The organism is Haemophilus sp. HMSC068C11 (genome assembly GCF_001815355.1).
In the GTDB taxonomy this organism is placed as follows: Bacteria; Pseudomonadota; Gammaproteobacteria; order Enterobacterales; family Pasteurellaceae; genus Haemophilus_D.
This window is the reverse complement of record NZ_KV820354.1, coordinates 50,775-63,702: the sequence shown is the minus strand read 5'-3', so window position 1 is coordinate 63,702 and position 12,928 is coordinate 50,775. Positions and strand designations below refer to the sequence as shown.

The window sequence follows — 12,928 nt, the reverse complement described above, 5'->3', positions numbered from 1 at the left end:
TTTTCGCTATTATATATATCTAGAAAATAATTAAGCATTCACACATATAAAGGGGTAATAATGAACGAATTAACAAAAGGTTTAACGAACCTTCGTAGTTTACGCGCCGCTGTACGCGATTTAACATTAGAACAAGCCGAAAGTTCACTTTTAAAATTACAAGCTGCCGTTGAAGAAAAACGTGCTCAAGCGGCTGAAATTGAACAAGCGGAACAAGAACGTCGTGCTCGTATTGCCAAATATAAAGAATTAATTAAACAAGAAGGTATCACTGCGGAAGAATTGACTGCAATTATTGGAATTGCCCCTTCTTCAATTCGTAAAAAACGTGAACCTCGTCCAGCAAAATACAAATATACAGATGAAACAGGTCAAGAAAGAACATGGACTGGCCAAGGTCGTACACCTCGTGTGATTCAAAAGGCCTTAGATAAAGGCGCCTCTTTAGCTTCTTTCGAAATCTAATTTCATTATCAACGATGCAGAACCCATTTTTATGGGTTCTCTTTTTTTATTTACCTTGCAAAATATTCATTATGTTAGAAAAGAAAATATTACTGACCGACTGTCCAGATGATAAAGGCTTAATCGCCAAAATCACCAATATTTGTTACAAACATCAATTAAATATCCTTCACAATAATGAGTTTGTTGATTTTGAAACAAAGCATTTCTTTATGCGTACAGAATTAGAAGGGATTTTTAATGAAGAAACCCTGTTGGCTGATTTAGATTATAGTTTGCCGAAAGGGACAAACTGTCGCCTAATCAGTGCAAAACGTAAACGTATCGTGATTTTAGTCACCAAAGAAGCACACTGCATAGGTGATATTTTAATGAAAAATTACTACGGTGCGTTAGACGTAGAAATTGCGGCAGTCATTGGCAATCACGATAATTTACGCGAATTAGTTGAACGCTTTGATATTCCATTCCATTGTGTCAGCCATGAAGGTCTCACTCGTGTAGAACACGATAAATTGCTTGCTGAAAAAATTGATGAATATGCGCCTGATTACATTGTATTAGCAAAATATATGCGTGTATTAAATCCGGAATTCGTGGCGCGTTATCCAAATCGTGTGATTAATATTCACCATTCATTCTTACCGGCATTTATTGGTGCAAAACCTTATCAACAAGCCTATGAGCGCGGCGTAAAAATCATCGGTGCAACGGCCCACTTTATTAATAATGAATTGGATCAAGGTCCGATCATTATGCAAAATGTGATTAATGTGGATCACACCTACTCTGCCGATGCCATGATGCGTGCAGGCCGTGATGTGGAAAAAACCGTATTAAGTCGTGCGCTTGATCTTGCCTTACATGATCGTATTTTTGTGTATAAAAATAAAACGGTGGTCTTGTAATGAAAACAATCACTTTAGAGCCAATTACTCGCATTGAAGGTGAGATCAACTTACCTGGCTCGAAAAGTTTATCAAACCGTGCATTATTATTAGCCGCATTAGCTAAAGGCACCACAACAGTCACTAACTTGTTAGACAGTGATGACATTCGTCATATGCTAAATGCCCTTAAAGCTTTAAATGTAAATTACCAGCTTTCTGAAGACAAAACTTGCTGTGAAGTTGAAGGCTTAGGTGGCGCATTTCAGGTTGAAAATGGCTTGTCACTGTTTCTCGGTAATGCTGGCACAGCCATGCGTCCTTTAACGGCTGCGCTTTGTTTAAAAGGCGATACAGAAGGAGAAGTTATTTTGACTGGTGAGCCACGTATGAAAGAGCGTCCAATCAAACATTTGGTGGATGCGCTTCTTCAAGCGGGGGCCAATGTTCGTTATTTAGAAAATGACGGTTACCCACCGCTTGCGATTCGTAATCAAGGGATTAAAGGTGGCGTGGTTAAAATTGATGGCTCAATTTCTTCTCAATTTTTGACCGCACTTTTAATGGCTGCACCTCTTGCTGAAGGCGATTTAGATATCCATATTGTGGGTGATTTAGTTTCAAAACCTTATATTGATATCACCCTCGCGATGATGAAAGATTTTGGCGTTTCAGTTGAAAATCAACATTATCAAGTGTTTAAGGTGAAAGGTAACCAATCCTATGTCTCACCGGGCAAATATATGGTGGAAGGTGATGCTTCATCTGCCTCTTATTTCCTTGCCGCTGCCGCAATTAAAGGCAATGTAAAAGTGACAGGAATTGGCAAACATTCCATTCAAGGCGATCGCCTATTTGCCGACGTGCTAGAAAAAATGGGAGCCAAAATCACTTGGGGTGAAGATTTTATTCAAGCGGAACAAGCCGAGCTCCACGGTATTGATATGGATATGAACCACATTCCTGATGCAGCCATGACAATAGCGACAACCGCCTTATTTGCAAAGGGTGAAACCGTTATTCGCAACATTTATAACTGGCGTGTGAAAGAGACCGATCGCCTTTCAGCTATGGCTGCCGAGTTACGAAAAGTCGGTGCAGAGGTTGAAGAAGGTGAAGATTTTATTCGAATTCAACCGCTTGCGCTCTCCCAATTTAAGCATGCTGAAATTGAAACCTATAATGATCACCGTATGGCAATGTGCTTTGCGTTGATTGCATTATCGGATACCCCTATCACGATTTTAGATCCGAAATGTACGGCTAAAACGTTCCCAACATTCTTCGATGAATTTGAGAAGTTAAGTATTCGAAACTAATTGCTAAAATAACAAAAGGCGAACAAATTGATGTTCGCCTTTTTCTTTCTAAAAAACTCCATCAAAAATGACCGCACTTTTCACTACTCTGCTAAATTTGGAATTTTATGACGAATCATCCAATAAATAACTAAAGCTAATACACTACAAGCTAAAATTACCAAAGCCGTTGAATAGAAAATATTGCCGATTCCGACTAATGGTGAAACCACTCCACCTAAAAAGAAAGGTGCAAAACCTAATAAAGCTGATGCACTGCCTGCATATTGACGTTCACTTTCCATCGCTAAAGAAGAAATAGCCGGGAAAGTAATGCCCATTAATAACAACATCGCAAAGAAACCAATTTCAACAAACAACCAGTATGGCTGAATAATTAATACGGCAATGGTATAAAGTGCAGCCACCACAAAAGCCAATACGCCAATCGCTAAAGCCTTACGATTTGGTAATTTACCACCAATATTTGCTCCGATGACTAATGCTGCGCCATTTGCACCAAAACATAAACTAAAGATAAATGCACTCAACCCGTAGAAACTTTGAAAAATAAATGGCGAAGCCGCAATATAGGCAAACATGGAACCGAGCAAGAAACTTTGAATTCCTACATAGCTCATAAATAATCGATTTTTGATAATCACACTAAACGTCAAAAAGGTGGAGAATATTGAACCTTGTAAGCGATTTTCGACATTCAAACTTTCTTTTAAACGGAAACAGAAAAACAAAACAATCACACCAATCAATGCAAGGAAAATAAATATGCCTTTCCAACTGATGTATTCCAACAATAAACTACCAAGGATTGGTGAAATAATTGGGGCGAGTCCGTTAATTGTCATTAATAAACCAAAGAAACGAGTCATTTCACGGCCTCGATACAGATCCGTTGCGACCGCACGAGAAATAACCACACTTCCTGCCGAAGAAAGCCCTTGAATCACACGCAAGACAATCATCGCTTCAATATTTGGTGCATAAACGATTAAGACCGTGCTGATAATATAAATTACCAATGAAATAATAAGCGGAATTTTTCGCCCAAATTTGTCACTGAGAGGCCCGAGAAGTAACTGCCCCACCGCTAGACCAATCATGGCAGTGGTGAGCGTAAGTTGTGTCATTGAAGCACTTGTTTCAAAAAAGATGGCAAGTTGTGGTAATGAAGGTAAATAAAGATCCACCACAAACGGACCAAAGGCTGAAAGGACACCGAGTAATAACACAAGAAAAAGTTTTGAATTTGCTTTTGTCATGAGAATCCTCAAGAAAAATAAAAATCGAAATAAAAATGAAAAGGCTAGTTTTAACTTATATTCGTACAATTAATAAACAAAAAAGCACCGAGTATTCGGTGCTTCTGCTCATTACTTCTGAATGGAAGATAAAAATTCTTTGCGAGTTTCGCGATCTTCTAAAAAGACCCCGCCATAGGCTGATGTCACGGTATAACTATGGGTATCTTTTACTCCGCGAGCTTTCACACAAAAATGTGTCGCTTTCACATAAACTGCCACATCATCAGTTTCTAAAATGGTTTGAAATGCCGTTAAAAGCTGTTCAGTTAAACGCTCTTGCACTTGTGGACGTTGCGCAAAAAACGCCACAATGCGATTGATTTTAGACAAGCCAATCACCCAATCTTTCGGGTAATAGGCGACGGCAACATTACCATCAATTGTCACAAAATGGTGTTCGCAAGTACTGGTCAACGTGATGTCATTCACTTGCACCATTTCACTCACTTTCATTTGGTTTTTGATTTTCGTCATTTTCGGGAAATTGGCATAATCCATTCCACTGAAAATTTCATCAATAAACATTTTGGCTAAGCGATTTGGTGTTTCTTCTAGGCTATCATCACGCAGATCTAACCCAATCAATTTCATCACTTCACGCATATGCGAAGCAATCGCCGCACGGCGCTCATCTTTACATTGAGTCGGATCAATCATTGGTGTTTCGATGCCTTTGGCTACCAAGGCGCGGCGGACACTTTCCGCATCAGGTGAAATAGCGTTCATTCACTTTCCATTTATAAAAAAATAATGCGTCATTTTAGCAAAAGATGAATTATTCGTAAAATGCGAAAAATCACCCTAATTTATTAATTTCCTTCATATTGTATTTCGGGCTACAATATATCCACTTTTATTTCGCTCAACCCAAAGGATTCATTATGTTGCCACTTGAAGATGCCTTGGCGCAAATGCTCAACCAACTTCCCTTCCCAACAAAAACTGAAACTCTTGCTTTAACTGAAGCCGCTGATCGTGTCTGTGCAGAAGATGTGGTTTCTCCGATTAACGTGCCTTCTTTTGATAATTCCGCGATGGATGGCTATGCGGTTCGTTTAGCCGATTTACAGCAATCTATGACACTTTCTGTCGCAGGAAAATCCTTTGCGGGTAATCCGTTTCAAGGGGAATGGGTAGCCCAAAGTGCGATCAGAATTATGACAGGGGCAATGATTCCAGAAGGTGCAGATGCGGTGGTGATGCAAGAAGATGTCACCGTTAATGAAGATAGTTCTGTTACCTTTGCAGCCTTACCTAAAGTTAATCAGAATATTCGCCGCGTTGGTGAAGATGTGAAAAAAGGTGATGTGGTATTACATCAAGGGGATGAGTTAAATGCCGTTTCTTTGCCTTTACTTGCATCATTAGGCATTGCTGAAGTCAAAGCATATCCACGCTTAAAAGTGGCTGTGCTTTCAACGGGTGATGAATTAGTGCCTGTTGGCAAACCATTAGAAGCGGGACAAATCTACGATACCAACCGTTTCACCGTGAAATTAATGCTAGAAAAATTAAATTGTGACGTGCTCGACTTCGGTATTCTGCCGGATAACCAAGCAGAATTTGAAGCGGCTTTTGTGAAAGCACAAGCTCAGGCCGATCTTGTTATCACGAGTGGTGGTGTTTCAGTGGGTGAAGCTGACTTTACGAAAACCGTGTTAGAAAAAGTGGGCCAAGTGAATTTCTGGAAAATTGCGATGAAACCCGGCAAGCCATTTGCTTTCGGTAAATTAGAAAATGCTTGGTTCTGCGGTTTACCTGGAAATCCCGTTTCTGCATTAGTGACATTCTATCAATTAGTTCAACCTGCTATTGCCAAATTAAGCGGTAAAAAACACCCGAAAAAACAACCGCACTTTCAAGCGATTGCTCAAACCAATTTGAAAAAAGCACCAGGCCGTTTAGATTTCCAACGTGGTTTATATCAAATTAATGAAAATGGTCAACTTGAAGTGCAACCAGTGGGTTTCCAAGGTTCCCATTTATTCAGTTCTTTTGTGAAAAGTAACTGCTTTATTCGTTTAGAAAAAGATCGTGGTAATGTAGCTGCGGGCGAAATCGTCACCATTGAACCGTTTAATCACCTATTGGGGCAATAATGGCTGAATTAAGCTACGAAGAAGAACTGCGCTATAACCGCCAAATCATTTTAAAAGCAGTTGATTTTGACGGACAAGAAAAGCTGAAAGACAGCCGAATGTTAATTGTCGGTCTGGGCGGTTTAGGCTGTGCGACAAGTCAATATCTTGCCGCCGCTGGCGTGGGTCATTTAACCTTGTTGGATTTTGACACGGTATCGCTCTCCAATTTGCAACGTCAGGTGTTGCATACTGATAGCCGATTAAATATGCCTAAAGTGGAATCGGCTAAAATCGCCTTGCAGCAGATTAATCCTCATGTCGAAATTGAAACCATCAATGCACAACTTTCCGAAGAAAAACTCGCGGAAATCATACCGCACTTTGATGTGATATTAGATTGTACCGATAACGTGGATATTCGTAATGCGCTCGATCGTGGGTGCGAACAAGCTAAGATCCCGCTAATTTCAGGTGCTGCGATCCGTTTAGAAGGACAAGTTTCTGTCTTTACTTATGAACCCAATACCCCAACCTATCGCCAACTTAGCCAACTCTTTGGTCAAAATGTTTTAAGTTGTGTAGAAGCAGGCGTACTGGCGCCAATTGTGGGCGTTGTTGGCTCTATTCAAGCCTTAGAAGCCATCAAAGTGCGGTTAAAAATCGGTTCAAATTTATGTGGACGTTTATTGTTAATCGATGGATTAACCATGCGTATCCGAGAAATGAAATTGCCTGTTTAAGTTTTCTCTTAACATTTAGACAGACAGAAAGTTTGTCTAAACAAATCATTATTATGACTTAGCATTGAAACAACGTATGGGCCATATTCTCTTTGAATGTATTTTCCGTTTATTTTTTGAAGGATTATTTGAATTCCTATTCAATAAATATTCCAAATTAAGTTGGGGATTATGGTGTGTATTTTCCCTACTATTTGGTTTCTATTTCTTTGCTTTCCTTAATATGGACAAATCTGCTTGGATAATTTGTTTATTAGCTATTCTAGCTGGTGGACTTACGATGCTTATTACCCTAGCCTTCGTTTTTTTAATTGAAAAATTGATATTGAGGAAAAAATAAGGGCTATAGATTGACTTTATTCTCTCATCTTAAAATTCAAAATTACCCACAAATAATTATCCCTCCCATCGTGCATTAACAAAAAACAAATGCTATTATCTTGCTCGACAATTCATTTGTCTTATATCGCAAGTTTTGTGTATAGGAAAATGGCAGACACTTCAAAATATCTTCATTTTATACCTCACTTGCAAATCATCATTTCAATTTAAGGATTTATTCACTAATGAAAGAGATTTTGCAGCAATTCAAACAAAATTATCTGATCAAATACTGGAATCCTGTCGCGGCAGTTATTGCTGCCGGACTCATTTCAGCTTATTACTTTGGGGTAACTGGCACTTATTGGGCGGTTACCGGGGAATTTACCCGTTGGGGTGGACATGCTTTGCAAGCGCTAGGCGTCGACGTATCCGACTGGAGCTATTATAAAATTATCGGTATGCAAGGCACGATCTTCACCCGTATTGATGGTGTAATGATCTTAGGTATGTTCGCCGGTTGTATTTCTGCTGCACTTTGGGCAAATAATGTGAAATGGCGTAACCAGCCACACAAACGCCGTATTGTTCAAGCGCTCATTGGTGGTGCATTAGCCGGTTTCGGCGCTCGTTTAGCAATGGGCTGTAACCTTGCCTCTCTCTTCACGGGTATTCCACAATTTTCGGTTCATGCTTGGTTCTTTACTATTGCGACTGCTGTAGGTACTTATGCCGGGGTAAAAGTCACCTTACTTCCGATGTTCCGCGTGAAATTAGAATTGAAAAAAGGCGCGGCAAAATTACAAGAAACTGACCCGAAACAAGCGAGTCGTCGTTTTTGGATTGGTATGGTGATCTTTTTTGCTTACCTGATTGCTTCACTTTATGTGATGACAAACTCCGTCAAACTCGGTTTTGCAATGCTTTGTGGGTTAGCTTTTGGCTTATTAATTGAACGTGCTCAAATCTGCTTTACCTCTGCCTTCCGTGATTTATGGGTAACTGGCCGTGCTTATATGGCAAAAGCGATTATCTTCGGTATTATCGTGGGTACGCTCGGCGTATTCAGCTACATTCAATTAGGCGTACCAGCCAAAATCATGTGGGCGGGTCCAAATGCAATTATCGGTGGTTTATTATTTGGCTTCGGTATTGTATTAGCGGGCGGATGTGAAACCGGTTGGATGTATCGCTCAATGGAAGGTCAAGTTCACTTTATGTGGGTGGGCTTAGGCAATGTTATCGGTTCAACCTATTTAGCCTACGCCTGGGACGATCTTGCCCCTGTGCTTGCGTTAGATTACGAAAAACTTAACTTATTGAAATCCTTTGGCCCAGTTGGCGGTTTATTAGTAAATTACGGCTTGCTTATTCTCTGCTTAATCGCTGTTGTTTGGTGGGAACACCACTTCTTGAAAAAAGCCAAAGCAAAAATCGCTGCAGCAAATCCACAAGCTTGTGGTTGCTAATTAAATATTAACGAATTCATTCAAAAAAAGAGGACATTATTATGGCATTTACCGTTGTTCAAAAATTAGATAAAGATCCAAAAGACATCACCCCAGATTACACGTTAGATACGCTAGGTGAACCTTGCCCGTATCCAGCGATCGTGATGCTCGAAACCATGCCACAATTACAAAAAGGCGAAATTTTAGAGCTATTAAGTGACTGTGCTCAATCTATCAACAACATTCCTGTTGATACTAAAAACCACGGTTACACACTATTAAGCGTAGAACAAGATGGCACCAAATTACGCTATTTGATTCAACGTTAATGTAAAAAGTGCGGTCAAATTTGGCCGCACTTTTGTATTTTTTAGCAAGACACATCTAATAAAAAACAACCCCATTTTTACTGTCAGCGCTTACATTGAAGCCTATTCATAATATTCATATTGATAAGTCTTTTTCGTTTTCCATACACCATCTTTGTTATAGATTATCTCTTCAATAACATTGCCATGTTTATCAAATTGGTATGATACGGTTATCCAGTTGATGCGTATTCCAACGCTAAACATTTCACTTTTTAATAAGCGATGATTTTTATCAAAAGAATTTTTCACACTATTGATAAAAACGTTTAAAGATTCGGTAAATGAACCATCATTTTCGTAATGATAAATATCGCAATCTTTTTCTACATTATCTTCAATACGACATATTTTGCTCAGTTTACCATTCTCATAGTCGTATTTTTTTATATCTGATGTTGTTTTATTCTCTACATCATACTCTTGAGTTTTGAGCAAAGTACCCGCTTTATCATAAAAATGTTCTTTATATGAGGATGAAAAATCTGGTGTGTCCTTATATTCCACAAACTGCACCACACCACTACCATCCTGATTTTCTAAATAACGATAAAATTTGCTAAAGGTTTTGAGCTCTGGATTAGTTTCAGTTACATTGTCATCTTGAATTTCTAATAATCGATTCTGATCATCATACTTATAGTAACGAATTGTGATCTTTTCTTTATCAAAAAGAACGCCCTGTTCCTTTTCTTTTATCAAAAAGCCTTGTTCGTTATAAAATCTATCTAGATAACTTACTGTCCCATTATCGGGCAAGGCTGAATTACCTTCATCCTTGGATTTAATTGATTTCACTTTTCCTTGCAAATGATGTTTTGTCCAGTCATTCTCAATTGGAAATAATGCGAAAGCAGAAGTTGAAAAAGAAAAAAGCAATAAGAAAAATAAGGATTTATTCATAAAATTCTCTTTAAAAATTAAATATTGAATCATTCTAAATAATTACAAGAAAAATTCAATCGATAAAAAACCGCACTTTAATCTCTCAAAGTGCGGTCAGTTTTACTTCAATTTTTTGCTTATTTGTTTAATGCTGTAAGAATGTCATCAACACGTTCTTTTGCATCACCAAAGAGCATTTGAGTGTTTTCTTTGAAGAATAATGGGTTTTGAACGCCTGCGTAACCCACCGCCATAGAGCGTTTAAATACGATAACGTTTTGTGCTTTCCATACTTCTAACACCGGCATACCTGCGATTGGGCTGTTTGGATCTTCCATCGCTGCTGGGTTTACGGTGTCGTTTGCACCGATAACTAATACCACATCGGTATCCGCGAAATCATCATTGATTTCATCCATTTCAAGCACGATGTCATAAGGCACTTTTGCTTCCGCTAAAAGCACGTTCATATGACCCGGTAAACGACCTGCAACAGGGTGAATACCAAAACGCACATTAATACCACGCTCACGCAATTTCGCCGTAATTTCTGCGACTGGATATTGTGCTTGTGCTACTGCCATACCATATCCTGGTGTGATAATCACAGAGCTTGCATTTTTGAGTAATTCAGCCACTTCTTCTGCAGTTGTTTCACGGTGTTCACCTTGCTCTTCATCTGAAGAAACTTGAACATCATTACCAAAACCACCTGCGATAACGCTGATAAATGAGCGGTTCATCGCTTTACACATAATATAAGAAAGAATCGCACCAGAAGAACCCACTAATGCACCAGTGACGATAAGCAAGTCATTGCTTAACATGAAACCCGCTGCAGCCGCTGCCCAACCAGAATAAGAGTTAAGCATTGAAACCACAACCGGCATATCTGCACCACCGATAGATGCCACTAAGTGCCAGCCGAATGCAAGAGCAATCGCGGTCATGAGTAACACTGGGAAGATATTATCTGGGTTGTTTAAGAAAGCGACCATCAATAAAGCCGAAACTACTAACGCCGCTAAATTTAATTTATGGCGATGTGGCAACATTAATGCTTTTGAATTGATTTTGCCGCTTAATTTACCGAATGCTACGATAGAACCCGTGAATGTTACCGCACCGATGAAGATCCCTAAGAATACTTCAACGTTATGGATATTCATTAACACAGGATCAGTTTCGTGTGTTAAGCCGTAACTGTTAAAGCCTACGAGCACTGCTGCTAAACCTACAAAACTGTGAAGGATCGCAACGAGTTCAGGCATTTCAGTCATTTCAACTTTTAATGCACGTTGAACACCAATCACGCCACCGATGATCATCGCAATAATGATCCATAATGTACCTTCAGATTGCGGGCCGAAAATGGTTGCAACAAGGGCAATTGTCATACCGACAATGCCATACCAACAACCGGCTTTTGCCGTTTCATGTTTAGAAAGACCGGCTAAGCTCATAATGAAAAGTAATGCAGCGATAATATAGGCTGCTTGTACTAAACCTTCAGACATCGTCTTCTCCTTAACCTTTTCTAAACATCGCCAACATACGTTGAGTTACACGGAAACCACCAAAGATGTTGATGCTTGCCACCAAGATTGCCACAAAGGCTAATGCATCAATAAAGAAGTTGCCTGTTGGTTGTCTAATTTGCAGTAATGCACCCACAATGATGATACCTGAAATCGCATTGGTTACCGCCATAAGTGGGGTGTGTAAAGCGTGGCTGACGTTCCAAACCACGTAGTAACCAACTACACAAGCCAATACGAATACGGTGAAGTGAGAAAGGAATGCCGCTGGCGCCACAGATGCAAGCCAGAGGAATAACACCCCTACCCCCGCCATCACACCGTATTTGATGCGAGGATCAGCTGGTTTTTCTTCCTCTTTTTTAACTGCACTTTGTGCCGCTTTCGCTTCTTGTTTTGGTTGTGCTGACACTTGGATTTGCGCTGGTGGAATTTCTTCCCCATCACGTACCACTGTCACACCGCGTAATACCACATCTTCAAAATCAATATTGATATTGCCGTCTTTTTCTTTACAAAGTAGTTTTAATAAATTAACTAAGTTTGTACCGTAAAGTTGGGAAGATTGTGTTGGTAAACGACTTGGGAAATCGGTGTAACCAATGATTTTTACTTGGTTTTCAGTGATTACTACTTTTCCTGCTTCAGTGTAAGCACAGTTACCGCCTGTTGCAGCCGCTAGATCCACCACCACAGAACCTGGTTTCATGGAATCAACCATTTCTTTCGTGATCAAGCGAGGGGCTGGTTTACCTGGAATCGCTGCAGTGGTAATAATGATATCCACTTCTTTCGCTTGTTCCGCATAAAGCTCCATCGCACGACGGTTAAATTCTTCTGACATCACTTTCGCGTAACCATCGCCACTACCGCCTTCCTCTTTGAAATCAATTTCTAAGAAAGACGCGCCCATACTTTGTACTTGTTCTTTTACTTCAGGACGAGAGTCAAAAGCACGTACAATCGCACCAAGGCTATTCGCTGCACCAATCGCCGCAAGACCTGCAACACCCGCACCAATAACTAACACTTTTGCCGGTGGCACTTTACCTGCGGCGGTAATTTGTCCAGTGAAGAAACTACCAAATTCATGAGCTGCTTCAATCACCGCACGATAACCAGAAATATTCGCCATAGAGCTTAATGCGTCAAGCGCTTGTGCACGGGAAATACGTGGCACAGAATCCATCGCTAATACATTAATTTTTTTCGACGTGAGTTTTTTCATTAAATCCGGATTTTGTGCGCGCCAAATGAAGCTCACAAGTGTTGCACCTTCCTTCATTTGATCAATTTCTGCATCCGTTGGTGGATTCACTTTAAAAATCACATCCGAATGCCACACTTCTGAACTTGAGCCAATTTTTGCGCCGGCGTCGATAAATGCTTGGTCTTCAAAACTTGCTTTGAATCCCGCATCATGTTCTACGATGACGTCAAAGCCCAGTTTTAAGATCTGCTGAACCGTTTTTGGCGTCGCCGCCACACGATTTTCGCTATCAAGCAGTTCTCTAGGTACACCAATTAACATAAATGTTTCCCTCTGGTTGATGAAATTTCAGACAAACTCAC

General features: G+C 39.9%; 12 protein-coding genes. 7 read left to right on the top strand and 5 right to left on the bottom strand.

From position 1 onward, the window contains the following. Positions 1–60 precede the first annotated feature (60 nt). From HMPREF3020_RS01220 to aroA, 3 genes are all read left to right on the top strand, one after another. Complete coding sequence (locus HMPREF3020_RS01220) at positions 61–465, top strand: H-NS family histone-like protein (protein WP_049365820.1); 405 nt, start codon at positions 61–63, stop codon at positions 463–465. Between the two features lie 71 nt (positions 466–536). Beyond that, positions 537–1,373, top strand: coding sequence for a formyltetrahydrofolate deformylase (gene purU / locus HMPREF3020_RS01215; protein WP_014065519.1), 837 nt, complete (start codon positions 537–539; stop codon positions 1,371–1,373). Beyond that, on the top strand, positions 1,373–2,671 hold the full coding sequence (gene aroA, locus HMPREF3020_RS01210) for a 3-phosphoshikimate 1-carboxyvinyltransferase (protein ID WP_070775299.1): 1,299 nt from the start codon (positions 1,373–1,375) through the stop codon (positions 2,669–2,671). The genes purU and aroA overlap by 1 nt, the downstream gene beginning before the upstream one ends. Positions 2,672–2,754: 83 nt before the next feature. Here aroA and HMPREF3020_RS01205 read toward each other — a convergent pair whose 3' ends face one another. Continuing rightward, a complete protein-coding gene (locus HMPREF3020_RS01205; RefSeq protein ID WP_070775298.1) occupies positions 2,755–3,930 on the bottom strand; it encodes a multidrug effflux MFS transporter in 1,176 nt (391 codons plus the stop codon). A 111-nt stretch (positions 3,931–4,041) separates the two neighbouring features. Next, positions 4,042–4,698, bottom strand: a complete 657-nt coding sequence (gene folE / locus HMPREF3020_RS01200) for a GTP cyclohydrolase I FolE (RefSeq protein WP_049368839.1) — start codon at positions 4,696–4,698, stop codon at positions 4,042–4,044. A 155-nt stretch (positions 4,699–4,853) separates the two neighbouring features. On the opposite strand from folE, the gene moeA reads away from it, so the two are divergent. The 4 genes from moeA (at position 4,854) to yedF (ending at position 8,894) form a co-directional block, all read left to right on the top strand. Next, complete coding sequence (gene moeA, locus HMPREF3020_RS01195; RefSeq protein ID WP_070775297.1) at positions 4,854–6,071, top strand: molybdopterin molybdotransferase MoeA; 1,218 nt, start codon at positions 4,854–4,856, stop codon at positions 6,069–6,071. Then, entirely contained in the window at positions 6,071–6,793 is a 723-nt protein-coding gene (gene moeB, locus HMPREF3020_RS01190; RefSeq protein WP_070775296.1) for a molybdopterin-synthase adenylyltransferase MoeB, read from the top strand. The genes moeA and moeB overlap by 1 nt, the downstream gene beginning before the upstream one ends. 566 nt (positions 6,794–7,359) lie before the next feature. After that, a complete protein-coding gene (gene yedE / locus HMPREF3020_RS01180; RefSeq protein WP_070775294.1) occupies positions 7,360–8,583 on the top strand; it encodes a selenium metabolism membrane protein YedE/FdhT in 1,224 nt (407 codons plus the stop codon). A 41-nt stretch (positions 8,584–8,624) separates the two neighbouring features. Next, entirely contained in the window at positions 8,625–8,894 is a 270-nt protein-coding gene (gene yedF, locus HMPREF3020_RS01175) for a sulfurtransferase-like selenium metabolism protein YedF (protein WP_005696304.1), read from the top strand. Between the two features lie 102 nt (positions 8,895–8,996). Here the strand turns inward: yedF and HMPREF3020_RS01170 are convergent, their stop codons facing one another. The 3 genes from HMPREF3020_RS01170 to pntA form a co-directional block, all read right to left on the bottom strand. Then, complete coding sequence (locus tag HMPREF3020_RS01170; protein WP_070775293.1) at positions 8,997–9,836, bottom strand: hypothetical protein; 840 nt, start codon at positions 9,834–9,836, stop codon at positions 8,997–8,999. A 119-nt stretch (positions 9,837–9,955) separates the two neighbouring features. Then, on the bottom strand, positions 9,956–11,335 hold the full coding sequence (gene pntB, locus HMPREF3020_RS01165; RefSeq protein ID WP_065242680.1) for a Re/Si-specific NAD(P)(+) transhydrogenase subunit beta: 1,380 nt from the start codon (positions 11,333–11,335) through the stop codon (positions 9,956–9,958). Positions 11,336–11,345: 10 nt separating this feature from the next. Then, positions 11,346–12,887 carry a Re/Si-specific NAD(P)(+) transhydrogenase subunit alpha gene (gene pntA, locus HMPREF3020_RS01160; RefSeq protein WP_070775292.1) on the bottom strand — a complete coding sequence of 514 codons (1,542 nt, stop codon included), beginning with the start codon at positions 12,885–12,887 and terminating at the stop codon, positions 11,346–11,348. Positions 12,888–12,928: the final 41 nt, after the last annotated feature.